Here is a 22,777-nt window from a genome sequence, read left to right on the forward strand (position 1 = left end):
GCACGCCGGCCTTGAGACTGGCGTTGGGGCTGTTCGCCAGCAAAGCTGGCTCCTACAGGGTTCGTGCATGCTTCAGCCTAACGCCTCGCGCAGCCGATACCACAGCATCCCCAGCGCCAGCAGCGGCGAGCGCAGTGCCTTGCCGCCGGGGAAGGTCAGGTGTGGCACGGCGCTGAATACATCGAAACCCTGGCTGTGCTCGGTGGCGATGACTTCGGCCAGCAACTTCGCAGTCCAGTGGGTGACGTTCAGGCCATGCCCGGAGTAGCCCTGGGCATAGTAGACGTTGGGGTGCTGGCCCAGGCGGCCCACCTGGGGGAAGCGGTTGGCGGTGATGCCGATCATGCCGCCCCACTGGTAGTCCAGGCGCACGTCGGCCAGTTGCGGGAACACCTTGAGCACCTTGGGCCGCATGTAGGCGCCGATGTCCTTCGGGTCGCGCCCGGAGTAGTGGCAGGCGCCACCGAACAGCAGGCGGTTGTCGGCGGTCAGGCGGTAATAGTCCAGGCCGACCTTCTGGTCGCACAGCGCCATGTTCTGTGGGATCAGGCTGCGGGCGAGCGGCTCTGGCAACCGCTCGGTGGCCACCACGTAGCTGCCCGCGGGCAGCACCTTGCCGTTCAGGCGCGGTTCCAGCTCGTCCAGATGGGCGTTGCAACCCAGCACCAGGCTGCGGGCGCGGACCTTGCCCCGTGCGGTGTGCAGGGTCACGGTGCTGCCGTGCTCGATGCGCAGCACCGGGCTTTGCTCGAAGATCCGCACGCCCAGGCCATGGGCCGCACGGGCTTCACCCTGGACCAGGTCGAGCGGGTGCAAGTGCCCGGAACCCATGTCCACCAGGCCGCCGGCGTACAGGTCACTGGCGACGATCTCATGCATCCGCCCGGGTTCGACCAGGCGTGTCTGATGGCGGTAGCCCAGTTCCGCCAGGTCGCGCTGTTCCTCTTCGAAGGCGGCGAACTGCGCCGGGGTATTGGCCAGTTCGCAGAAGCCCCAGCGCAGGTCGCACGCGATGCCGTACTGCTCGATGCGCCGGGCCACCAGCGCCACCGAGTCGATACCCGCCTGCTTCAGGTAGCGCACGCCATCCTGGCCGACATGCCGGGCAAAACCCGACACGTCGTGGCCGATCCCGCGAATCAGCTGGCCGCCGTTTCGCCCGCTGGCGCCCCAACCGATGCGCCGGGCTTCCAGCAATATCACCGACAGGCCGCGCTCGGCCAGCTCCAGGGCGGCGTTGACGCCGGTCAGGCCGCCGCCGATCACGCAGACATCAGCTTGCAGGTCCTGGTCGAGCACCGGGTAGGGCGCACCCTGGCGTGCGCTGGCGGCGTAGTAGGAAGCGGTGTGTTCAGTCATGTGTGGCATGGGTGTGCTCGGCTCAGCGGTTGGACTTGATCTTGCTCCAGGAGCGGGTCATCTGCCGCAGGATCCCGGGGCTTTGCATGGTCGAGACGTACAGCTTGTCCAGCACCTCCTGGGGCGGGTAGATCTCGGGGTTGTTCACCAGTGCCGGGTCCATGTCGGCCTGGGCATCCGGGTTGGCGTTGGCATAGCCGACGGCCTTGCTGACCTTGGCGATCACCTTGGGGTCGAGCAGGTAGTTGATGAAGGCCAGGGCTTCTTCAGGGTTCTTGGCGTCCTTGGGGATGGCCAGCAGGTCGAACCACAGGTTGCTGCCTTCCTTGGGGATGCTGTAGGCAACCTTGACGCCATTGCCGGCCTCTTCGGCGCGGTGCGCGGCCTGCAGCACGTCGCCGGAGTAGCCGAAGGCGATGCAGACGTCGCCATTGGCCAGGTCGGAGACGTACTTGGAGGAGTGGAAGTAGGTGATGTAGGGGCGCAGTTCGAGGAAGCGGGCCTCGGCTTTCCTGTAGTCGTCGGCCTTTTCGCTGCGCGGGTTCATGCCCAGGTAGTTGAGCATGGCCGGGTACAGTTCGTCGGGCGAGTCCATGAACGCCACGCCGCATTGCTTGAGCTTCTTGAGGTTCTCGGGCTCGAACAGCACGGCCCAGGAGTCGATCTTGTCGATGCCCAGCACCGCCTTGACCTTGTCGACGTTGTAACCGATGCCATTGGTGCCCCACAGGTACGGCACGGCGTACTGGTTGCCCGGGTCGTTCTGCTCCAGCTGCTTGAGCAGTTTCGGGTCCAGGTGCTGCCAGTTCGGCAGCTTGCCGCGGTCCAGCGCCAGGAACGCGCCGGCCTGGGCCTGGCGGGCGAGGAAGTGGTTCGAAGGCACCACCACGTCGTAGCCGGTGCGCCCGGCCAGCAGCTTGCCTTCGAGGGTCTCGTTGGAGTCGAACACGTCATAGACCACCTTGATCCCGCTGCTGGCCTGGAAGTCGGCCAGGGTGGTGTCACCGATGTAGTCGGTCCAGTTGTACACGCTCACCGTCGGCTGGGCGTGCGCGGCGGCACCGAACAGCAGGGCGAAGGTTGCGGGGATCAGGGCTTGCGGATGACGCATGTCGACACCTCGTTGGTCTTGTTCTTGGTCGTGGTATTAACGATGGAGCGGTGTTGCGGCGTTCGTTGTAGGCTTCAGCCGCGGTGCCGGGCACCCGCTTCGCGGGTGATCGCGGCTGAAGCCGCTCCTACAGGGGGCGTTGCAAATCACACGCTCAGCAACAGGAACTCCCGTTCCCAGGAGCTGATCACCCGCTTGAAGTTCTCGTGCTCGGCGCGCTTGACCGCGACGTAACCCTGGACGAACTGCTGCCCCAGGTATTCGCGCACCACCTCGCAATCCTCCATGTGCTGCAGCGCGTCCTCGATGGTGATCGGCAGGCGCAGGTTGCGCCGTTCATAGGCACGGCCCTGCACCGGCGCGCTCGGCTCGATCTTCTCGACCATGCCGATGTAGCCGCACAGCAGGCTTGCGGCGATCGCCAGGTACGGGTTGGCGTCGGCGCCCGGCAGGCGGTTCTCCACGCGCATCGCCTCGGGGCTGGAGGTCGGCACGCGCAGGCCGGCGGTGCGGTTTTCCTCACCCCACTCGACATTCACCGGCGCCGAGGTGTCGGGCAGGAAGCGGCGGAACGAGTTGACGTTGGGCGCGAACATCGGCAGCAGCTTGGGGATGAACTTCTGCAGGCCGCCGATGTGATGCAGGAACAGCTCGCTCATGCTGCCGTCGTCGTTGGCGAAGATCGGCTTGCCGGTGGCGATGTCGACCACGCTCTGGTGCAGGTGCATGGCGCTGCCGGGCTCGTCGGTGATCGGCTTGGCCATGAAGGTGGCGGTGACGTTGTGCTTGAGCGCCGCCTCGCGCAGGGTGCGCTTGAACACGGTGATCTGGTCGGCCAGGTCGAGGGCGTCGCCGTGGCGGAAGTTGATCTCCATCTGCGCCGGGCCGTCCTCGTGGATCAGCGTGTCCAGGTCCAGGCCCTGGATCTCGCACCAGTCGTAGACGTCCTCGAACAGCGGGTCGAATTCGTTGGCGGCGTCGATCGAGAAAGACTGGCGGCCACTCTCCGCACGGCCGGAACGGCCCAGCGGCACCTGAAGCGGCAGGTCCGGGTCTTCGCAGCGCTGGGTGAGGTAGAACTCCATCTCCGGCGCGACGATCGGCTGCCAGCCCTTGTCGGCATACAGCTTGAGCACCTTCTTCAACACGTTGCGCGGCGACAGCTCGATGGGGTTGCCCTGCTTGTCGAAGGTGTCGTGGATGACGATCGCGGTCGGTTCGATGGCCCAGGGGATCTGGTACACCGCCGTGGGGTCGGGGCGGCAGACCATGTCGATGTCGGCGGCATCCAGCAGGCTGTAGTAGATGTCGTCATCGACGTAGTCGCCGGTGACGGTCTGCAGCAGCACGCTCTCGGGCAGGCGCATGCCGCGCTCGTGGAGGAATTTGGCGGTCGGGGCGATCTTGCCGCGGGCGATGCCGGTCAGGTCGCTGATCACGCATTCGACTTCGGTGATCCGGTGTTCTTTCAGCCAGGTGGACAGCTGATCGAAGGGGGCGTTCATACAGACCTCTTGGTTGGGTTGTTGTGCGTCGTTCGCCAGTGGGCACTTCCCACGAGTGACGCTGGGGACTATCTTGGGCGCAGCCCGCGAGGGCGATCTATCCACTTTCTTCGCCGTTGAATGCACCAAAAGAGTGCAATAGGACAGTGCGTGACAGCGCCAAACGCCTTGCAAGTCCAGGACTTCCGTACCACCGATGTGACCGAGCAGACCCGCGCCACCCCCGGTTGGCAGCAGCAGTACCGGCAGATGTCCCCGGGGCATTTCAATGGCCAGCTGCGCTGGTTGGGGCTCGAGGGCGTGGAGGTGTACGAGGAACGCCTCAACACGCGGGTCGAACAGTTCTTCCGCGCCCCCAGCGGCGCGCTGGCGTTCTGTTTCGACCGCAGCGAAAACAGCCTCTACCTGCTCAATGAAGACAGCCGCAACATCTGGATCACCCCCGAGAACTACCAGGAGGTGGCGGTGGTGTTCGAGCAGCCGTTCCTGGCCAGCCATGGCCTGGATGTGGCGCGCCTGCGTGGGTTGTTCATGGTGCCGCTGACTTGCCAGCAGAACGCCCTGTTCGGCAATTGGCTGAGCACCACGCTCACCCGCCTTGGCCAGGCTGATTGCCCGCTGGAGGGCAGGGCGCTGGCCGAGCAGCTGCTGGAGGACTGCCTGTTCATCCTCGACAACGCCGGCCAGCATCTGCAGCGTGATGCGCTGGGGCGGCGCGACGAAGCGCGGGCGATCATGCGCCGGGTCAGTGAATGGGCTGCCGATTGTCCCGACGAAACCCTCAACCTGGTGGCGTTGGCCAAGGTCGCCAATGTGTCGGTGCGCCAGTTGCAGCAAGCGTTCAAGCGCTTTACCGACATGCCGCCGGCGCTGTGGTTGCGGCTGCGCCGGCTCAATGGCGCCCGGCGCGACCTGCTGTCAGGCGATGCGACCGTGGCCGAGGTGGCCATGCGCTGGTCGTTCTGGCACCTGGGGCGGTTCTCCGACAGTTACCGCCAGTTGTTCAGGGAACTGCCGAGTGAAACCCTCAGGCGAGGGCGCGGGCAGTAGCCACGGCAGATCACGACGCAATTGCAGCCCGGATGGTTGAGCCCTACAGGCAGCGGGCGCACCGCACACCTGTAGGAGCCAGCCTTGCTGGCGAACACCGGCAAGGCCGGTGCCAACCGCCGCGGCAGCGCGATCAGTTACGATCCAGCCACACGGTCTGGGCATTGGTGAACTCACGCACGCCAAAGTGCGACAGCTCACGCCCGAACCCGCTCTTCTTCACGCCACCGAACGCCACGCGGGGATCGGAGGCGCAATAGCCGTTGATGAACACGCCACCGGTGTCCAGCGCCTCGGTCATGCGCTCGGCCAGGGCGTAGTCGGCGGTGTAGATCGTCGCGGCCAGGCCGAACTCGCTGTCGTTGGCCAGCTCCACGGCATGCTCGGCGTCACGGGCGCTGATGATCGCCGCCACCGGGCCGAACAGCTCCTGCTTGAACGCCGTCATCTCAGGGGTGACGTTGGCGAACACGGTCGGAGCGTAGAAGTTGCCCACGCCTTCGAGCTTGTGCCCGCCCAGTAGCAAGGTGGCGCCTTCGGCCAGGGTGGCCTGGACCTGGCCGTCGAGCTCGTCACGCAGGTCATAGCGGGCCATCGGCCCGATGTAGGTGGCGTCCTCCAGCGGGTTGCCGACGGTCAGCGCACGGGTGGCTGCGACGAACTTCTCGGTGAAGGCTTCGACGATGCTTTCCTCGACGATCAGGCGCTTGGCGGCGGCGCAGACTTGGCCAGTATTCTGGTAGCGGCCGATCACCGCCGCTCTCACGGCGGCATCCAGGTCGGCATCGGCCAGCACGATGAACGGGTCGGAGCCGCCCAGCTCCAACACGCATTTCTTCAACGCGGCACCCGCCTGGGCGCCGATGGCCATGCCGGCGCGCACGCTGCCGGTCAGGGTGATGGCGGCGATGCGCGGGTCGTTGATGGCGCGGGTGACGCCTTCGGGGGTGACGTTGAGCACCTCGAACACGCCCTCAGGCAGGCCGGCACGCTTGAACAGGTCGGCCAGCAGGTAGGCGCTGCCCATCACGTTGGGGGCATGCTTGAGCACATAAGTGTTGCCGGCCAGCAGGGCCGGGACGGCGCCACGCAGCACCTGCCAGATCGGGAAGTTCCATGGCATCACGGCGAGGATCGGGCCGAGCGGGCGGTACTCGATGCGGGCTTTCTCGATCTGGGTCGGCTCGGGGGCGAGCATCGCCGGGCCGTGTTCGGCGTACCACTGGCACAGGCCGACGCACTTGCTGACCTCACCACGGGCCTGGGTGATCGGCTTGCCGATCTCGCGGGCGATCATCTGGGCGAAGGCTTCGGCATTGGCCTGCAGGGCCTGAGCCAGGGCGAGCAGGTATTCGCTGCGCTGACCCAGCGACACCTTGCGCCACTGGCCGTAGCCCACCTTGGCGCGTTGCAGCGCCGCTTCCAGTGCGGCGTCGGTGTCGAAGGTGTAATGGCCGATCTGTTCGCCGCTGAAGGGGTCGACGGAGATGGCGTGGGTCAGGCTGCTGATCTCGCTCATGGCAGGACGCTCATTGTTTTGATGGGGTGAGCCCAGACTAGGGGTGGCGCGCTTTAATGAAAACTGAATAATACTGAGCGAAACATTCACGTTTGGAGAATGACTGTGGACCTGGTGCAACTCGAGATGTTCAAGGCCGTGGCCGAGCACGGCAGCATCAGCGCTGCCGCGCAGCACATCCACCGGGTGCCGTCGAACCTGACCACCCGCATCAAGCAGTTGGAAGAGGACCTGGGTGTCGAGCTGTTCATCCGCGAGAAGAGCCGGCTGCGCCTGTCGCCGGCCGGGTGGAACTTCCTGGAATACACCCGGCGCATCCTCGACCTGGTGCACGAGGCGCGGCTGACGGTGGCCGGCGAGGATCCGCAGGGCACCTTCGCCCTGGGTTCGCTGGAAAGCACGGCGGCGGTGCGCATTCCGGCGCTGCTGGCGGCCTACAACCAGCGCTACCCCAAGGTCGACCTGGATCTGTCCACCGGGCCCTCGGGCACCATGCTCGAAGGGGTGCTGTCCGGGCGGCTGGTCGCAGCTTTTGTCGATGGCCCGGTGTTGCACCCGACCCTTGAGGGCATGCCGGTGTTCGAGGAGGAGATGATGGTCATCGCGCCGCTCAACCACGCCCCGGTGACCCGCGCCCGCGACGTCAACGGCGCGAGCATCTATGCCTTCCGTGCCAACTGCTCGTACCGCCATCATTTCGAAAGCTGGTTCGTCCATGACCAGGCCGTGCCGGGCAAGATCCACGAGATGGAGTCCTACCACGGCATGCTCGCCTGCGTCAGTGCCGGCGCGGGGCTTGCCATGCTGCCGCGCAGCATGCTCGACAACATGCCGGGTTGCAGCACGGTGAACGCCTGGCCGATGGCGGAGGACTTTCGCTACCTCAAGACCTGGCTGGTGTGGCGACGGGGGACCGTGTCGCGAAGCCTGAGCATGTTCATCAAACTGCTCGAGGAACGCCGCGACGCCCCCCTGTAGGAGCGGCTTCAGCCGCGATGGTGCACAGACTAACGGCGCGTCGATTTGCGAACGACGACGCCTGGAAATCATCCAAATTGTGTAGACCATCCCCCCAGAGGGAGGAATGCACCATGCGTACCCATCACTACGGCCTGTGCGCGGCACTGATGCTGGCCCTGGCCATGCCCTGGACCCTGGCGGCGGCCGCCGACCTCAATGCCCCGATCGACCCACAGGGCGTGCAGCTGCAACCCCAGCAACAGAACGGCATCCGCTACCTGCAGGGCGGCATCGGCCAGGATGAAGCCAACGCCCTGCGTCGTACTCAAGGCTACGATTTGCACATCACCCTTTCCATCGGCCGCGATGGCCAGTTCCAGAGCGGCGCGGCGGTGGATATCCAGTCGGCACAGGGGCAACCGGTACTGGCGTTGCAGGATGTCGGCCCGTTGATCTTCGTGCAATTGCCACCGGGGCACTACCGGGTGACGGGCACGGCTGACGGCCAGACCTTGCAGCAACTGGTGGCGGTGGATGGCAAGACGCCTGCCAGGGTGGACCTGAACTGGCATTGAATAGACAGGAGTACAAATGTTCTCTTCGGGGTCGGCTTGGGATTGGTTCGCCGGCAAGCCGGCTCCTACAGGGGGGTGGCATGAGTACTGAGTCGCGTTTGCAGGGGTTGTGCGAGGAGGGGTACACCTTGATTCCCGGTGTGCTGGCGCCGCTGCACATCGCGCTGCTGCGCTGTGCCATCGACGATCTGCAACCGTTCCACTGGGACTACCAGGGGCTGCTGGAACACTACAAGTGTGTCTTCAACCGCGATCCGTTGTGGTTGCCGTTTCTCGACCTGCCGCCGTTGATCGAGCTTGCCGAAGCCGCGCTGGGCGCCGACTGTCACGTGATTGGCCAGACGGCATGGCGCAGCCATCCAGGCTACCCTGGCATGGGGCTGCACCTGGATCATCTACCCATGGAACTGCCCGAGTGGCTGAGCAGCCTGCAAAGGTTTACCCAGCCCATGCACATACTCACCGCGCAACTTTATCTCTGCGATATCGACCAGCCGCTGGGGCCGACCTTGGTTGTGCCCGGCAGCCATCATGCAGGCCGCCCGCCCAGGCAGGGCGAGGACGGCTGGCAGGGGCAGGGCGCCGTGCCCATCCTGTGCAAAGCCGGTGACGCGCTGGTCTTTCGCAGCGATTGCTGGCACGCCGGTGGCGCCAACCGCAGCAACGGGCAAATCCGCGACATGCTCCAGGTGCACTATGGCCGGCGGATGGTGGCGCAGAAGTTCTCCCCCTATCTCGACTGGCAGTTCAATCCCCAAGTGCTGGCGGCGGCCACGCCAAGGCAACGCAGGTTGCTGGGCGAGCATGTGGAGTCGGAATACGATTGAGCGGGCGAATGGGACGGACTGTCCTTCTCCAATAGTGGCAAAACACTTCAACTTTGAGATTATTCAGACAATAATCAAAAAATTATTACCACTTGTGACCCGGTGGGGTGCGTCGGGTCGCACGTGCACAACGAGGGGCTGAAGCTCCCGCTTTCCGCAGGCCAGGAAAACAGAGGCCTGAATGTGAAGACCATCAGGAGAAGTCATTGATGAAAACCCGTCTCGCCGCTTCCTTGGCCGCCGCCGTGCTGGCTTTCGCCGGGGCCAGCCTGGCCCAGGCCGCGCAGGTTTCCGGTGCCGTTGGGGCTACTGGCCAGGGCGACATGACCTACCGCATCGGCCTGTCGTTCGACTGGGACACCCAGTGGCTTGAAAGCAGCACCGGCCACCTGACCGGTTACTGGGACGCGGCGTACACCTACTGGGAAGGGGGGGATGCCAGCGGTGCTCATTCGCTGTCGCTGAGCCCTGTGTTCGTCTACGAGTTCAGCGGTTTCACCTACACCCCATTCATCGAGGCCGGCATCGGCCTGGCGGCATTTTCCAAGACCGATGTGGGCGACCAGCGCCTGGGCTCGTCGGTCAACTTCGAAGACCGTATCGGCTTTGGCCTGAAACTGCCGGCCGACCAGAAGATCGGTCTGCGCGCAATGCATTACTCCAACGCCGGCCTCAAGCAGCCGAACGACGGCATCGAGTCGTACTCGCTGTTCTACAGCAAGGCCTTCTGAACCCGCACCTGACCCTGTAGGAGCCAGCCTCGCTGGCGAACCGGGCCACCGCGGTTCGCCAGCAAGGCTGGCGCCTACAGAGGTGCGGTTGCGTCAGCGCGTGGCCTTGATCGCCAGCACGTTGCACAGCGGGTGCTCGAGCACATGCGCCGTAGTACCTCCGAGGAACGTCTGCATCGCGTCGTGCCGGTGATTGCCCATGACGATCACATCCACCCGGCTCTGGGCGATGTAATGGGCGATCGCCTTGATTGCAGGCCCTTCGAGAAAGTGCCGGCGCTCCAATGCAATTTCATGATGATCCCCCAGGCGGTTGAAGGCCGCCCGCTGGGCCACGCGCACGCTGCTGTCGAAGCCGGGCATGGTCACCGTGCCGGCACCGAAGTCGGCGATATGGGTCCTGGCCGCGTCGCAGACGTGCAGCAGGTGCAGCTCGGCGTTGCATTGCAGGGCCAGGGCATGGGCGCTGTGGATCACCTGTTGGTCCAGGTGTTCGCCGGCGCCATGGCTGTTGAGGTCGACCGCGGCGGCGACCTGGCGCGGCAGGGGCAGGCGGATATCGCTGACCAGGTGCACGGCCACCGGGCTGTCCTTGAGCAGTTGCCAGTCCAGGGGTGTGACCAGCAGGCGCTTGAGCACCGGTTCGTGCTGCACGTCCTTGACCAGCAGGTCGCAGCCCAGGCGTTCGATCTGCTCGATGACACTGCTCAGTGGGTCGCGGGTCAGCAGCAATTCGGTCGAGACATCCAGCCCGCTGTCGCGCAGTTGCTCCGCCGCGTCCGCCAGCCACTGGCGGTTGTCGTCGAGCAGGCGTTCACGCTCGCGGCTGTCGCCCATCAGGCCGAAGGTATCGACATCGTCGACGAAGATATTGATATCCAGCAGCGCGCCGCTGGATTCGGCCAGCGCCGCGGCCCGTTGCAGGGCAGGGCTGTAGCGCATCTGCGGGCCGAGCATGACGAACAACCGCTTGAACTGGCTCATCGCACACCTCCACGTGTGGCAGCCCCCCGTTCTTGCCTGGTCTGTCTGGCCTTGGCCGTGCGTTGCGGCCAGGGTGTCGTCCATTGAGTCTAGTCGGGTGCGGCGGGCAAGGCAGGCCCCCACCGAACAAGGTAGGAGCCAGCCTTGCCGGCGAACCGGCTCACAGCGGGTAGTGTTTCAACTCCCGCGCGATCAGCATGCGCTGGATTTCGCTGGAACCTTCGTAGATCTGGGTGATTCGCGCATCCCGGTAGTATTTCTCCACCGGGTAGTCTTCCAGGTACCCATACCCCCCATGCACCTGGATGGCCATGGAGCACACCCGCTCGGCCATCTCCGAAGCGAACAGCTTGGCCTGCGAGGCCTCCGACAGGCACGGCTTGCCCGCCGTGCGCAGGCGCGCGGCATGCAGGATCAACAACCGCGCGGCATTGACCTGCACCTGCATATCGGCCAGCAGGTTGGCGATGCTCTGGTGTTCGTTGATGGGTTTGCCGAACTGGATGCGGTCACGGGAATAGACCAATGCCGCCTCGAACGCTGCGCGGGCGATGCCCAGGGCCTGGGCGGCGATACCGATGCGCCCGCCCTCGAGGTTGGACAGGGCGATGGCCAGGCCCTTGCCGCGCTCGCCAAGCAGGTTGGCGGCCGGGATGCGGCAGTTGTCCAGCGTCACGGCGCAGGTATCGGAGGCGCGAATCCCCATCTTGTGCTCGCTGCGGTCGACCTTGAAGCCCGGGTTGTCGGTGGGCACGAGAAACGCCGACAGGCCTTTCTTGCCCAGATCCGGGTCGGTCACGGCAAACACGATGGCCAGCTTGGCCCGGCGCGCATTGCTGACGAACTGCTTGGCGCCATTGATCAGCCACTGGCCATCGACCAGCTCGGCGCGGGTACGCAGGTTGTGCGCCTCGGAGCCGGCCTGGGGCTCGGTCAGGCAGAAGCAACCGATCACCTCGCCAGTGGCCAGCCTGGGTAGCCAGGCCTGTTGCTGCTCCGGCGTGCCGTAGGCCAGCAGCGGCCCGCAGCCCACCGAGTTGTGGATGCTCATCAGCGCGCCGATGGCGCCGTCACCGGCGGAAATCTCCTCGACCGCCAGGGCATAGGCCACGTAGTCGGTGTAGCTGCCGCCGAACTGCTCCGGCGCGACCATGCCGAGCAAGCCCAGCTCGCCCATCTTGCGCACCACCTCGTCGTCGATCCAGCCGGCCTTCTCCCAGGCCTGGGCATGGGGCGCGATCTCGCCACGGGCGAAGTCCCGGGCCATGTCGCGGATCATGATCTGCTCTTCGCTCAGTTCAAGGTCTTGCATCTGTGTACTCCCGGGCTCACAGGCCTTCGAAGAATTGGTCGACGTGCTGGGCTGTCAGGCCTGCCAGGGTGGGCGGGTTCCAGCGCGGCTGCTTGTCCTTGTCGATGATCAGGGCGCGTACGCCTTCGATGATATCGCCGTATTCGAACCACTGGCGGTCGATGTGCAGTTCCATGGCGAAGCAGTCTTCCAGCGCCAGGTGGCGGCCGCGGCGCAGCAGTTGCAGGGTCACGGCCATGGCCAGCGGCGAGCGGGTTTCCAGCAGGTCGGCGGTAGCCAGCGCCCATTGGCGGCTGTCGCCGATGGCCACGGCGCGCAGTTGCTCGAGGATGCTGTTCAGGTCGGGCAGGGCGAAGAAGTGATCGATCACCGGGCGCAGTTTCGCCAGTGGCGCTTCTTCCAGCGACTGGGTACCCAGGCTGGCCAGCAAGCCTTGCAGATCCTTGCGCGGGTTGGCGCCGAAGGTCAGGCGATCGAGCCCGTCATCCAGGGCCGTGAGTTTTTCACTGTCCAGGTACCAGTCCGCCAGGCCGCAGTAGAGGGCATCGGCGGCTTTGACCTGGCTGCCGCTGACACCGAGGTAGATACCCAGTTCGCCCGGCACGCGGGAGAGGAAGTAGCTGCCGCCGACATCCGGAAAGTAACCGATGCCCACTTCGGGCATGCCCAGCCGGCTGCGCTCGGTGACGATGCGCAGGTCGCAGCCCTGGGCCAGGCCCATGCCACCGCCGAGGGTGAAGCCGTCCATCAGCACCAGCACCGGCTTGAGGTAACGGTGGAGGCACAGGTCGAGGGCGTATTCTTCTTCGAAGAAGTCATGGTGCAGGGTGTCGCCAGCCTTGTAGCTGTCGTGCAGCGAGCGGATGTCGCCGCCGGCGCAGAAGCCCTTGGGGCCCTCGCCGCGCAGCATCACCGCCTGCACGTGTGGGTCCTGGGCCCAGCGGTCGAGGTGCTGGCGCAGGCTGCGGACCATGTCGAGGGTCAGGGCGTTGAGGCCGGCGGGGCGGTTCAGCGTGAGGTGGCCGATGTGATTGCGGACCTCGGCCAGTACATGATCCGTTGCCGAGGGTTGAGCGTGCGCGGTCATCGCGGTCTCCCTGCTTTGTTATTGATTTTCCAAGTGAAGTCCTGGAATGCGCGGGCGGGTCGCTGGATCCTGTCATGCAAATTTGCCCTGCACAATTGGTAAATCTGCAGGGTCACCCTGCATTTTTATCGCTTCGCGCGTTCCTGGCCTGTCGCGGTCACTGTAGCAATTCCACGTCCCCCTGTAGGAGCGGCCTTGCGCCGCGAAAGGGCTGCGCAGCGGCCCCAGGATATCAATGCTGTTGCGAAGAATGCCGGGGCCGCTCTGCGGCCCCTTCGCGGCACAAGGCCGCTCCTACAGGTTCTGCGATAGCAGTCCACCTTCTGGCGCTCACTCCGAAGGGTGATAGCCGCTCCTGCGTCCCCATGAAACAATCCCGCCCAGCACTCACCCTGGCGGGGACGACAATAATGAGCAACGCCCAGCTGAATTCACCTGACTGGTACGCCCGCATGGCCTGCGTGGTCGATGCCATCGGCACGCCCGGTTTCGTCGAGGCGCTGTTCGCCGCGCTCAACCGGTTGGCGCCGTGCCAGGCGATCACGGTGTTCCTCTATCCGCGCAAGGGCCTGCCGTCGGCGCTGTTCGCCAAGGACGAGGACGGCCCCTGGCTGCCCGAGGGCAATGTGCAGAAGTACCTGGAAGGCTACTACCTGCTGTGCCCGTTCTACCGCGCCTGCATGGACGGCGTGGCTGCAGGCTGCTATCGCTTGAGCGATGTCGCGCCCGACCACTTCACGCGCAGCGAGTACTACACCGCGTTCTATCGCCATGCTCACCTGGAAGATGAACTCAACTACCTGGTGCCGCTGGATGAGCAACTGTCCATCGCCGTGGCCCTGGGCAGCACGCGGCGCCTGGCCAGTCGCCAGGTGGCCGAGCTCAAGTGCATCGCCCCTTGGGTGGCGGCGGTGGTGCGCCGGCACTGGCGGCACCTGGACGCCGAAGCTCAGGGCGGGCGCTTCGAGAGCGCGCTGGGGCGGCAGATCAACGCGGCGCTGAACAATTTCGGTTCGACACTGCTCACCGAGCGTGAGTGCCATATCGCCCAGCACCTGCTGCGCGGCCATTCCACGCGTTCACTGGCCGAGCGCCTGGGCATCAGCGAAGACACCGTCAAGACCCACCGCAAGAACCTCTACGCCAAGCTCGACATCGCCACCCAGGCCGAGCTGTTCTCACTGTTCATCGCCTCGCTGGCCCAGGCCCAGGAAGGCCTGAGCAAGGACCCGCTGGAAAGCTACCTGCGACGGCGCTGAACCACCGCTTCACCTCATCCGGATAACGACAATCACCGGCCCATGCGTGGCCGGAGGGGAGACCTGCGTGCATACGAAAAGCGATTGGCAGCAGCGCGCTGCACGGCAACGCTTCATCACCACCGCGTTGATCGACGGGCGCCCGGTCGCGGCCATCGACCCGGCGACCAACCAGTGCGTGGCCGACGTCGCCGCCTGCTCCGACAGCGAGCTCGACAAGTACACCCAGCTCAAGATCACCTGGATCGAGCTGCGCTGATCTTCACCCTAGGAGAACAACCATGAACGCACCTGTCTCGCCCAAGCGCGAAACCCGCGATTACCAGGCCAGCGATGCCGCCCACCACATCCACGCCTTCCTCGACCAGAAGGCGCTCAATGCCGAGGGCCCAAGGGTCATCACCCGAGGTGAAGGCCTGTACCTGTGGGACAACGATGGCCGCCGCTACCTGGACGGCATGTCCGGCCTGTGGTGCACCCAGCTCGGCTACGGCCGCAAGGACCTGACCGCCGCCGCCGTCGCGCAGATGGACCAGCTGGCCTACTACAACCTGTTCTTCCACACCACCCACCCGGCGGTGATCGAGCTCTCCGAGCTGCTGTTCAGCCTGCTGCCGGGGCACTACAGCCACGCGATCTACACCAACTCCGGCTCCGAGGCCAACGAGGTGCTGATCCGTACCGTGCGCCGCTACTGGCAGGTGGTCGGGCAGGCGCAGAAGAAAATCATGATCGGCCGCTGGAACGGTTACCACGGCTCGACCCTGGCGGCCACGGCGCTGGGCGGCATGAAGTTCATGCACGAGATGGGTGGGCTGATTCCGGACGTCGCGCACATCGACGAGCCGTACTGGTTCGCCGAGGGCGGTGCACTGACACCGGCCGAGTTCGGCCGCCGTTGCGCGCTGCAACTGGAGGAGAAGATCCTCGAACTGGGCGCCGAGAATGTCGCCGGCTTCATCGCCGAGCCGTTCCAGGGCGCCGGTGGCATGATCTTCCCACCCGAAAGCTACTGGCCCGAGATCCAGCGCATCTGCCGCCAGTACGACGTGCTGCTGTGCGCCGACGAGGTGATCGGCGGCTTCGGGCGCACCGGCGAATGGTTCGCCCACCAGCACTTCGGCTTCGAGCCGGACACCCTGTCCATCGCCAAGGGCCTGACCAGCGGCTACGTGCCCATGGGCGGCCTGGTGCTGAGCAAGCGCATCGCCGAGGCGCTGGTGGAGCGGGGCGGGGTGTTCGCCCACGGCTTGACCTATTCCGGCCACCCGGTGGCGGCGGCGGTGGCCATCGCCAACCTCAAGGCGTTGCGTGACGAAGGGATCGTGCGCCAGGTCAAGGACGATACCGGGCCCTACCTGCAGCGCATCTTGCGTGAGGTGTTCGGCGATCATCCATTGATCGGAGAAGTGCAGGGCGCGGGGTTGGTGGCGGCGTTGCAGTTCGTCGAGGACAAGGCCACGCGCGGGCGTTTTGCCAACGAGAACGACCTGGCCTGGCAGTGCCGCACGTTTGGGTTCGAGGAAGGGGTGATCATTCGCTCGACCCTGGGGCGGATGATCATGGCACCCGCGCTGGTGGCCAGTCGTTCGGAGCTGGACGAGTTGGTGGAGAAGACCCGGATCGCCGTGGACCGGACGGCGCGGTTGGTGGGGAGGCGCTGATTCAGGGAAGAGGTCGAGGGCGGTTCGCCAGCGAAGCTGGCTCCTGCAGGAGCTGCTTTGCCGGCGAACTTCACGGGTCCTGCGGATCATGCCCCAACGATTGCAGGAACAGCGAAAACAGCTCCGGCTGTGATGAGATATCCAGCTTGGCGTACAAGTGCCGCCTGTGCACCTTGACCGTCTCTGGTGAAATCGCCAGCCGCTCGGCCATGGCCTTCGACGAATACCCCCGCAGGACCAGCCGGGCAATCTCCAGCTCGCGTTCCGACAATACCTTGGCCCCGAACACGCTCATGGCATCGCGCACCTGGCTGGCCATGGCCGGGGCCGGGCGCTGGCCCTGGCGCTGCCAGTGCTGCCCCATCAATGCCAGCACCCAGGGGCAGATCATCGCCAACAGCCCCTGGCGCGCCGTGTCGAACCGTTCACGCGCCCCCAGCGACAGTGACAGCGCCCCGGCATCGCCCAGTTGCAGGATGAACTGCACCTCGTCCTCCAGCACATGGTCGTGGAAATACTTGAGGTAGTACTCGCTCTGGCGGAACTGGTCCGGTGCCACCTCTTCGAGGCGGTGCAGGCCATCGCCGATGCGCTCCTGGCACGCCTGGTAGAACGGGTCGAGCTGGTAAAGCCCGCTCAGGTACAGGGCCATGGCTTGGGGGTTGCCTTCGCCCTGGGCATCGTGGATTTCCAACGCCCGGGGCAGCCCTTCGCGGGGGTAGAGCATTGCCAGGGCGTTGTCGAACGGCAGCCACTGCTGCACCAGCAGGATCAACTGGCGCCAGAAGCGTGGCTGGCCGATCTGCTCGATGGTGCGGGCCAAGCCTGCGTGGGCGCTGGTTTCGGTGAACAGGTTGAGCATGTGGCCCCGTTGCTGATATTCGCGGTCTATGTCGACATGGCACACGCCTGTAGGAGCGGCTTCAGCCGCGAACACCGGAGAAGCCGGTGCCATCCACCGTACTGCCCGCTTCGCGGCTGAAGCCGCTCCTACAGTGGCCATGCCCAGTCTTGGGATGTTTCTTGTCTTCCGTCAAGGGGCGTACCCCCTTTAGGTAATTGGCCCCAGTGCCACCTCGGCCTACAGTCCAGCCAGGTCCAGCGGCCGCGCGACCGGGTTTTCCCCTCACCACCAATAACAATTCAGAGGAAAAACGCCATGAGCTCCAGCGAAGCTCCCGCCAGTGCGCTCAAGCCGCGCCTGGGCGTGTTCGATGTGGTCGCCATCACCGTGTCGGGGGTGACCCCGGCCAGTTCCGTGTTCGTCATCGCTCCGTTCGCCATCCAGCAGGCCGGCAGCGGTGCCTTCCTGTCCTTCATCATGGCCGCGGCCCTGGCGTTGATGTTCGCCTGGTGCTACGCCGAGCTGGGGCGTGCCCACAGCACCGCGGGCGGCGAGTACGTCTATGCCAAGCGCGTGTTCGGTGGCTTGGCCGGCTACGCCACGTTCCTTACCGTGCTGGCCTCGTTGCTGTTCATCCCACCCGTGCTGGCCGCAGGCGCAGCGACCTACCTGAACAACGCCCTGGGCACCCGTTTCGACACCCAGACCGTGGCGCTGGTGATCGTGGTGGCCAGCTACGCGTTGGGGATCCTCAATATCCGCCTCAATGCCTGGATCACCGGGTTGTTCCTGATCTGCGAGGTCGCCGCGCTACTGGTGATCGTGGTGCTGGGCTTCGGCAACGCCAGCCAGCCCGCCACCAGCCTGCTGCAGCCGCAGGTGCTGGAGCAGGGCGCACTGGTGGCCGCCCCCTGGGCGCTGGTGCTCGGCGCGGTGGGCATGGCCTTGTTCGCCTTCAACGGCTATGGCGGCGCGGTGCTGTTGGCCGAGGACATGAAGGATCGAGGGCGAACCGTGCACCGCGCGGTGCTGTGGTCGCTTGTGGTGGTGGTGGCGATCGAAGTGATCCCGCTGGCTGCCTTGCTGATCGGCGCACCGTCGCTGCAAGCGATGCTGGCCAGCGGCGACCCGATCGGCTACCTGCTCACCGCCCATGGCAACGCCACCCTGGCGCGCCTGGTCAGCGCCGGGATCTTCCTCTCGGTGTTCAACGCCATCGTCGCCATCGTCATCCAGGTCGGGCGGGTGGTGTACAGCAGCGGCCGCGACGCGATCTGGACACCGGGCCTGAACCGCGCCTTCACCGTGATCCATCCACGCTGGGAGTCGCCGTGGCTGGCTACGCTGTTCCTGGCGGTCCCCTCGGCGTTGCTGAGCCTGTCTGGCAGCCTCGAGGAACTGACCACGTTCACCGTGCTGCTGTTGCTGCTGATCTACCTGGTGGTCGCCGCCTGCGCCCTGTGCAGCCGGGTGCTGCGCCGCGACCGCGACCACCCTTACCGCATGCCGCTGTGGCCGTTGCCCGCGCTGCTGGCGGTCAGCGGCGCCGGCTGGTTGCTGGTGACCCTGCTGGGCGAGGCGTCCTGGCGTGAACTGTTGATCATCCTCGGGTTGCTGGCGGTGTCGGTCACCCTCTACAGCACCCACGGTCGGCTGAGCCCGACCTTCCAGAAACTGTGAACATCCAAGGAGCAGACATGCGTGCGCGTCAACTGGGCATCACCCTCGGCCACGGCACCCCGGGCCCGTTCAATGCCATTACCGATGTACCGGGGGTGCGGGTTGGCCACAGCACCCTGATCGACGAACAACGCCCGGCGCCGATTCGCACCGGGGTGACCCTCATCGAGCCCCGCGCCAGCGCGGCGCGCCTGCAGCCGTGCTTCGCCGGCTGCCATGTGCTCAACGGCAATGGCGACGCCACGGGGCTTGAGTGGATCCGCGAGGCCGGCCTGCTGACCACGCCGATCGCCATCACCAACACCCACAGCGTTGGCGTGGTGCGCGACGCGCTGATCGCCGCCGAGCGCGAGCGCTTGCCGGATGATGCCGTGTACTGGTGCATGCCGGTGGTGATGGAAACCTTCGATGGCGTGCTCAACGACATCTGGGGCCAGCATGTGACGCCGGCACAGGTGCGCCAGGCGCTGGACACCGCCACCTCGGGGCCGGTGGCGGAAGGGCCGGTGGGCGGTGGCACGGGGATGATCTGCCATGAGTTCAAGGGCGGCATCGGCACGGCTTCGCGGCGCCTGGCGGATGGGCAGGGGGGGTGGACCGTCGGTGCCCTGGTCCAGGCCAACCATGGCCAGCGCCGGGAGTTGCGGGTGGATGGCTACCCGGTAGGTCGCCAGCTTGAGCATTTGCCCTCGCCGTTTACCGAGCAACGCACCGGCACGCCGGGCATGGGCTCGATCGTGGTGGTGATCGCCACCGATGCGCCGCTGCTGCCGCACCAGTGCCAGCGCCTGGCCCAGCGGGCGTCGATCGGTATCGCCCGCACCGGTGGCGGTACCGAGGATTCCAGTGGCGATATCTTCCTGGCGTTCTCCACCGGCAACCAGGAACTGCCGCCAGCCGATTACGCACGCCAGGCACTGGCGCAGTGCTCGCAGGTGCGCATGCTCAACAACGACCACATCTCGGCGGTGTTCCTGGCGGCGGCGGAGGCGGTGGAGGAGGCCATCGTCAATGCCTTGCTGGCAGGGCGCACGATGGTGGGCAAAGGCGGGGTGATGGTGCCGGGGTTGGACGCGGATAGGTTACTGGAGGCCTTGCATGGTACGGGGTGGAAAGCGAATGCGACGCTGACTCGACACCCATAGCAGACCTTTGCGAACCGGACGTGCTGGTGAGCAACCCCGCGCGCAAACGTGCATTGCCGTGGGTCCATGGCGTGGGTCATCACGCCAACGGCGTTGGCGGCGATGCTTTGACGGAGGTGTGGGTCGAAGAACGAATTTCATGTAGTGCATTGACGATTCCAGCCAACAGGACGTGCGTATGAACCACCCGCTACTACATAAAAAAACACACCCGTTGAATAAAGACGGGTGTAGGGATTTCGGTCACTTTTTCAACCTGACCCCTGCCGGATCCTTGATATGCCTATAAGCGCCGCATCCTTTAAAGATTTTTCTGCCAACGATATTGCCCTGGTAAAGGGCGCGAAAGATGAGAATCACATTGGAAACCTGTTCGATCGAGCCTGGCGAGTGATGGTCGATTGGTTCTGCAATACAAAAAAGGATGACGCATGTCGATTGCTTTTTCATGTGATAAATGATGCAGAGCCTGAGCCAAGATGCAAGGCGTTTGAGGACCTGAAAGCCTTGGCGAGCGAACCGTTTCGTGAACGTTTCAAAAAGGCACTTAATGAGGAACGTCTGATAGAGTTCAAGATAGCCCTCGAAGGCGGCCCTGTAACGTTTGAGATTCCTGAGGGCTGTTCGCTGGCTGGCATCAATTTGTCGGGTGCTGACCTGCGGGAAATTGACTTGCGTGATAAAAACCTCGAGGGTGTGGATTTCAGTGGTGCAAATCTTGAAGGCGCCAAGTTTGGTGGCGCTAAACTTGAAAGTTCGAAGTTCAACGGTGCTAATCTATACGGTGCTGACTTTACGGGTGCCAATGTTTCCAGCGCTAAGTTTTGCTCCGCAGTCTTGGACAGCGCGGTTTTCATTAACGCCAACTTGCAGTATGCTGATTTCAGCGTTGATCGTTCCGGGGCGCCGGTTACCCGACTGGTTAACGCAACGCTGGATAGGGCAGACCTCGGTAGCGCGAATTTTAATGGAGTCGTTGCACCTGGCGCCTCGTTTAAAGAAGCAATACTGAAATGCGCTGTTTTTGTGGACGCCGACCTGTCGCGAGCAGACTTTAGTAATAGCAAGCCGTTAGAGACTAATTTTACCGGTGCCCAGCTGCATCAGGCGAAGTTTCAACGGTGCGTCGTAAACTCCGTCGTGTTCGAAGACGCCAAAATGACCGAGATTGACTTCACGGAGGCCGAGGTGTCCAACTCAAAATTCAAGGGTGCTGACCTGAGTCAGTCGAGGCTGACGAATGCCTCAGTTGTGAGCTCCGACATGAGCTCTGTCAACTTTGAAAAATCCCAATTGTTCAGTGCTCGGTTGACGAATGTTGATCTGGGCGGTACTAAGATGATTGAGGCAAATTTGCAGTATCTAACAATCGAGAATTGCCGTGTTGATGGTTTGGATGTAAAGAGAACTGCTGGGGATCATGTGATTCTTCGTGATCTTGATATGAAAGGTGTCATTAACAGGCAACATGCACCCGGCCTGCTGGCTGCTGATTGTCAAAGGGTCTCGAATCTGAGCAAAGTCTCTTGAGCATCCTCTTGAGTTGCCGCAAATGATACGTCGCCTCACCTGCGCTAGATGGCACGGCCATGGCGTTGATACGGGAGGTGAGCGTCATATAGTTGGACTTGCCCAATGCTTGTAGGTGTTGCGTCGGGGTAAAGCATAGACGGCGCTTACATGGACAGGTGTGGTGCGCCCCCTCATGCAAAGGCTCGAGGCATGGGGGGCAGGACACTAGCGGGCGCGGGCAAGCAAGGCGCTGTCTGCACGCGAAACCCGCAGTGCCACCAGGCTACCCACCACGATCAACCCCGCCAGCGCATACAGCGCCGCATCGGTCGAGCCGGTCTGGTCCTTGATAAACCCCACCAGGTACGGGCTGAGGAAGCCTGCCATCTGCCCCACCGAGTTGATGATCGCCAGCCCCGCCACGGCGGTACCGGCGCTGAGCAGCGCGGTGGGCATCGGCCAGAACATCGGCAGGCCGGTCAGCGCACCCATGGTGGCGATCGACAGACCGAGAATGGCGATGGTCGGGTTGGCCGCAAAGTTCACCGCGATCAGCAGGCCCAGAGCACCCATCAGCATTGGCACCACAAGGTGCCAGCGGCGCTCGTTGCGTAGGTCCGCCGAGCGGCCGACGACGATCATGAACACCCCGGCCAGCAGGTACGGAATGGCGCTCAACCAGCCGATCAGCAGCGGGTTGTCGAAGCCCATGTTCTTGATGATCGACGGCAGCCAGAAGTTGATCGCGTAGACGCCGCTCTGGATGCAGAAGTAGACGAAACCGAAGGTCCAGATCAGCGGGTTGGTCAATACCGCGAGCACGCTGTCGCCGCTGGTGGCGGGCTTGCTCGCGGCGTCGGCCTTGAGATCGGCCTCGATCATCCTGCGTTCGGCTGGGCTCAGCCAGGCGGCCTTCTGGTAGCCGTCGCTGAGCAGCACGATCGCCAGCGCGCCCAGCACCACGGTGGGCAGGCCCTGGATCAGGAACATCCACTGCCAGCCGGCCAGGCCGTGCTGGCCGGCGGCGAAGTGGTCGAGGATCCAGCCGGAGAACGGCCCGCCCAGAAGCCCGGAAACCGGGATCGCCGACATGAACAGCGCCATGATCCGGCCACGGCGGTCGGCCGGGAACCAGCGCGAGAGGTACAACACCACGCCGGGGAAGAAGCCAGCCTCGGCGGCGCCGGTGAGCAGGCGCAAGGTGTAGAACTCGGTGGGCGTGGTGACGAACAGCAGGCAGGTGGACAGGCTGCCCCAGGCGATCATCATCAATGCGATCCAGCGTCGCGGCCCGAAGCGGTTCAGCGCCAGGTTGCTGGGCAGGCCGCAGAGCACGTAGCCGATGAAGAAGATGCCGGCCCCCAGGCCGTACACCGTTTCGCTGAACTTCAGGGCGTCGAGCATCTGCAACTTGGCGAAGCCGACGTTGACGCGGTCCAGGTAGTTGAACAGGTAGCAGATGAAAATGAACGGGATCAGCCGCAGGGTGACACGCCGGTACAGCGCGTCGCGGGTGATCTCGGTGCCTTGGTCAAGGGCGGGGCTGTGTGCCATGATCGGGGTCTCTTTTGTTATGGTTGTGCACCGCGTCGCCTGTTCCGGCGCTCGCCTCGAAGAGTCTCGGGGAGTGTAGCGCGGCTGTCTTTGTGCTTT

Annotated in this window: 20 protein-coding genes; 11 read left to right on the forward strand and 9 right to left on the reverse strand. The window is 64.5% G+C overall.

Annotated elements, in window-relative coordinates; all coding sequences use genetic code 11:
* Window positions 1-72 precede the first annotated feature (72 nt).
* From P5705_RS22510 to P5705_RS22520, 3 genes are all read right to left on the reverse strand, one after another.
* A complete protein-coding gene (locus P5705_RS22510; protein WP_277463065.1) occupies window positions 73-1,368 on the reverse strand; it encodes an NAD(P)/FAD-dependent oxidoreductase in 1,296 nt (431 codons plus the stop codon).
* A gap of 13 nt (window positions 1,369-1,381) precedes the next feature.
* Window positions 1,382-2,470 carry a polyamine ABC transporter substrate-binding protein gene (locus P5705_RS22515; RefSeq protein WP_277463066.1) on the reverse strand — a complete coding sequence of 363 codons (1,089 nt, stop codon included), beginning with the start codon at window positions 2,468-2,470 and terminating at the stop codon, window positions 1,382-1,384.
* 146 nt (window positions 2,471-2,616) lie between these two features.
* The gene (locus tag P5705_RS22520; protein ID WP_277463067.1) at window positions 2,617-3,975 is read right to left on the reverse strand and encodes a glutamine synthetase family protein; all 1,359 of its coding nucleotides are present in this window, start codon (window positions 3,973-3,975) and stop codon (window positions 2,617-2,619) included.
* Between the two features lie 150 nt (window positions 3,976-4,125).
* Here P5705_RS22520 and P5705_RS22525 point away from each other — a divergent pair, with 150 nt between their 5' ends.
* Window positions 4,126-5,025: a helix-turn-helix domain-containing protein gene (locus tag P5705_RS22525; RefSeq protein WP_277463068.1), complete on the forward strand. Its 900-nt coding sequence runs from the start codon at window positions 4,126-4,128 to the stop codon at window positions 5,023-5,025.
* A 133-nt stretch (window positions 5,026-5,158) separates the two neighbouring features.
* Here the strand turns inward: P5705_RS22525 and P5705_RS22530 are convergent, their stop codons facing one another.
* Entirely contained in the window at window positions 5,159-6,544 is a 1,386-nt protein-coding gene (locus tag P5705_RS22530; RefSeq protein ID WP_277463070.1) for an aldehyde dehydrogenase family protein, read from the reverse strand.
* A gap of 105 nt (window positions 6,545-6,649) precedes the next feature.
* Here P5705_RS22530 and ptrR point away from each other — a divergent pair, with 105 nt between their 5' ends.
* The 4 genes from ptrR (at window position 6,650) to P5705_RS22550 (ending at window position 9,637) form a co-directional block, all read left to right on the forward strand.
* The gene (ptrR, locus tag P5705_RS22535; RefSeq protein ID WP_277463090.1) at window positions 6,650-7,522 is read left to right on the forward strand and encodes a putrescine utilization regulator PtrR; all 873 of its coding nucleotides are present in this window, start codon (window positions 6,650-6,652) and stop codon (window positions 7,520-7,522) included.
* Between the two features lie 113 nt (window positions 7,523-7,635).
* Entirely contained in the window at window positions 7,636-8,079 is a 444-nt protein-coding gene (locus tag P5705_RS22540; RefSeq protein WP_277463071.1) for a carboxypeptidase regulatory-like domain-containing protein, read from the forward strand.
* An 80-nt stretch (window positions 8,080-8,159) separates the two neighbouring features.
* Entirely contained in the window at window positions 8,160-8,906 is a 747-nt protein-coding gene (locus tag P5705_RS22545; protein WP_277463072.1) for a phytanoyl-CoA dioxygenase family protein, read from the forward strand.
* Window positions 8,907-9,115: 209 nt separating this feature from the next.
* A complete protein-coding gene (locus tag P5705_RS22550; RefSeq protein WP_277463073.1) occupies window positions 9,116-9,637 on the forward strand; it encodes an acyloxyacyl hydrolase in 522 nt (173 codons plus the stop codon).
* Between the two features lie 93 nt (window positions 9,638-9,730).
* On the opposite strand, the gene P5705_RS22555 is transcribed toward P5705_RS22550, so the two are convergent.
* From P5705_RS22555 to P5705_RS22565, 3 genes are all read right to left on the reverse strand, one after another.
* Window positions 9,731-10,621, reverse strand: coding sequence for a universal stress protein (locus P5705_RS22555; RefSeq protein ID WP_277463074.1), 891 nt, complete (start codon window positions 10,619-10,621; stop codon window positions 9,731-9,733).
* A gap of 160 nt (window positions 10,622-10,781) precedes the next feature.
* Window positions 10,782-11,933 (reverse strand): acyl-CoA dehydrogenase family protein, encoded by a 1,152-nt coding sequence (locus P5705_RS22560; protein WP_277463075.1) that lies wholly within the window; start codon window positions 11,931-11,933, stop codon window positions 10,782-10,784.
* Window positions 11,934-11,949: 16 nt separating this feature from the next.
* Entirely contained in the window at window positions 11,950-13,020 is a 1,071-nt protein-coding gene (locus P5705_RS22565; protein WP_277463076.1) for an enoyl-CoA hydratase/isomerase family protein, read from the reverse strand.
* Window positions 13,021-13,430: 410 nt separating this feature from the next.
* Between P5705_RS22565 and P5705_RS22570 the strand changes: the two genes are divergently transcribed.
* The 3 genes from P5705_RS22570 (at window position 13,431) to P5705_RS22580 (ending at window position 15,943) form a co-directional block, all read left to right on the forward strand.
* Window positions 13,431-14,279 carry a helix-turn-helix transcriptional regulator gene (locus P5705_RS22570; protein ID WP_277463077.1) on the forward strand — a complete coding sequence of 283 codons (849 nt, stop codon included), beginning with the start codon at window positions 13,431-13,433 and terminating at the stop codon, window positions 14,277-14,279.
* A 67-nt stretch (window positions 14,280-14,346) separates the two neighbouring features.
* Window positions 14,347-14,538: a hypothetical protein gene (locus P5705_RS22575; RefSeq protein ID WP_431196971.1), complete on the forward strand. Its 192-nt coding sequence runs from the start codon at window positions 14,347-14,349 to the stop codon at window positions 14,536-14,538.
* Between the two features lie 22 nt (window positions 14,539-14,560).
* Window positions 14,561-15,943: an aspartate aminotransferase family protein gene (locus P5705_RS22580; protein WP_277463079.1), complete on the forward strand. Its 1,383-nt coding sequence runs from the start codon at window positions 14,561-14,563 to the stop codon at window positions 15,941-15,943.
* Between the two features lie 70 nt (window positions 15,944-16,013).
* Here P5705_RS22580 and P5705_RS22585 read toward each other — a convergent pair whose 3' ends face one another.
* A complete protein-coding gene (locus P5705_RS22585) occupies window positions 16,014-16,805 on the reverse strand; it encodes a helix-turn-helix transcriptional regulator (RefSeq protein WP_277463080.1) in 792 nt (263 codons plus the stop codon).
* A 297-nt stretch (window positions 16,806-17,102) separates the two neighbouring features.
* Between P5705_RS22585 and P5705_RS22590 the strand changes: the two genes are divergently transcribed.
* From P5705_RS22590 to P5705_RS22600, 3 genes are all read left to right on the forward strand, one after another.
* Window positions 17,103-18,467: an APC family permease gene (locus tag P5705_RS22590; protein ID WP_277463081.1), complete on the forward strand. Its 1,365-nt coding sequence runs from the start codon at window positions 17,103-17,105 to the stop codon at window positions 18,465-18,467.
* Between the two features lie 17 nt (window positions 18,468-18,484).
* Complete coding sequence (locus tag P5705_RS22595; RefSeq protein ID WP_277463082.1) at window positions 18,485-19,612, forward strand: P1 family peptidase; 1,128 nt, start codon at window positions 18,485-18,487, stop codon at window positions 19,610-19,612.
* Between the two features lie 279 nt (window positions 19,613-19,891).
* On the forward strand, window positions 19,892-21,142 hold the full coding sequence (locus tag P5705_RS22600) for a pentapeptide repeat-containing protein (RefSeq protein ID WP_277463083.1): 1,251 nt from the start codon (window positions 19,892-19,894) through the stop codon (window positions 21,140-21,142).
* A 207-nt stretch (window positions 21,143-21,349) separates the two neighbouring features.
* On the opposite strand, the gene P5705_RS22605 is transcribed toward P5705_RS22600, so the two are convergent.
* Window positions 21,350-22,678, reverse strand: a complete 1,329-nt coding sequence (locus P5705_RS22605; RefSeq protein WP_277463084.1) for an MFS transporter — start codon at window positions 22,676-22,678, stop codon at window positions 21,350-21,352.
* Window positions 22,679-22,777: the final 99 nt, after the last annotated feature.

This window comes from Pseudomonas entomophila, assembly GCF_029478665.1.
Classification (GTDB): domain Bacteria; phylum Pseudomonadota; class Gammaproteobacteria; order Pseudomonadales; family Pseudomonadaceae; genus Aquipseudomonas; species Aquipseudomonas entomophila_F.

Coding starts and splice junctions, on each gene's coding strand:
- P5705_RS22600 (WP_277463083.1), top strand. CDS start 19,892: ATGCCTATAAGCGCCGCATCCTTTAAAGATTTTTCTGCCAACGATATT.
- P5705_RS22540 (WP_277463071.1), top strand. CDS start 7,636: ATGCGTACCCATCACTACGGCCTGTGCGCGGCACTGATGCTGGCCCTG.
- P5705_RS22595 (WP_277463082.1), top strand. CDS start 18,485: ATGCGTGCGCGTCAACTGGGCATCACCCTCGGCCACGGCACCCCGGGC.
- P5705_RS22560 (WP_277463075.1), bottom strand. CDS start 11,933: ATGCAAGACCTTGAACTGAGCGAAGAGCAGATCATGATCCGCGACATG.
- P5705_RS22580 (WP_277463079.1), top strand. CDS start 14,561: ATGAACGCACCTGTCTCGCCCAAGCGCGAAACCCGCGATTACCAGGCC.
- P5705_RS22555 (WP_277463074.1), bottom strand. CDS start 10,621: ATGAGCCAGTTCAAGCGGTTGTTCGTCATGCTCGGCCCGCAGATGCGC.
- P5705_RS22590 (WP_277463081.1), top strand. CDS start 17,103: ATGAGCTCCAGCGAAGCTCCCGCCAGTGCGCTCAAGCCGCGCCTGGGC.
- P5705_RS22515 (WP_277463066.1), bottom strand. CDS start 2,470: ATGCGTCATCCGCAAGCCCTGATCCCCGCAACCTTCGCCCTGCTGTTC.
- P5705_RS22510 (WP_277463065.1), bottom strand. CDS start 1,368: ATGCCACACATGACTGAACACACCGCTTCCTACTACGCCGCCAGCGCA.
- P5705_RS22570 (WP_277463077.1), top strand. CDS start 13,431: ATGAGCAACGCCCAGCTGAATTCACCTGACTGGTACGCCCGCATGGCC.
- P5705_RS22545 (WP_277463072.1), top strand. CDS start 8,160: ATGAGTACTGAGTCGCGTTTGCAGGGGTTGTGCGAGGAGGGGTACACC.
- P5705_RS22530 (WP_277463070.1), bottom strand. CDS start 6,544: ATGAGCGAGATCAGCAGCCTGACCCACGCCATCTCCGTCGACCCCTTC.
- P5705_RS22605 (WP_277463084.1), bottom strand. CDS start 22,678: ATGGCACACAGCCCCGCCCTTGACCAAGGCACCGAGATCACCCGCGAC.
- P5705_RS22520 (WP_277463067.1), bottom strand. CDS start 3,975: ATGAACGCCCCCTTCGATCAGCTGTCCACCTGGCTGAAAGAACACCGG.
- P5705_RS22550 (WP_277463073.1), top strand. CDS start 9,116: ATGAAAACCCGTCTCGCCGCTTCCTTGGCCGCCGCCGTGCTGGCTTTC.
- P5705_RS22565 (WP_277463076.1), bottom strand. CDS start 13,020: ATGACCGCGCACGCTCAACCCTCGGCAACGGATCATGTACTGGCCGAG.
- P5705_RS22585 (WP_277463080.1), bottom strand. CDS start 16,805: ATGCTCAACCTGTTCACCGAAACCAGCGCCCACGCAGGCTTGGCCCGC.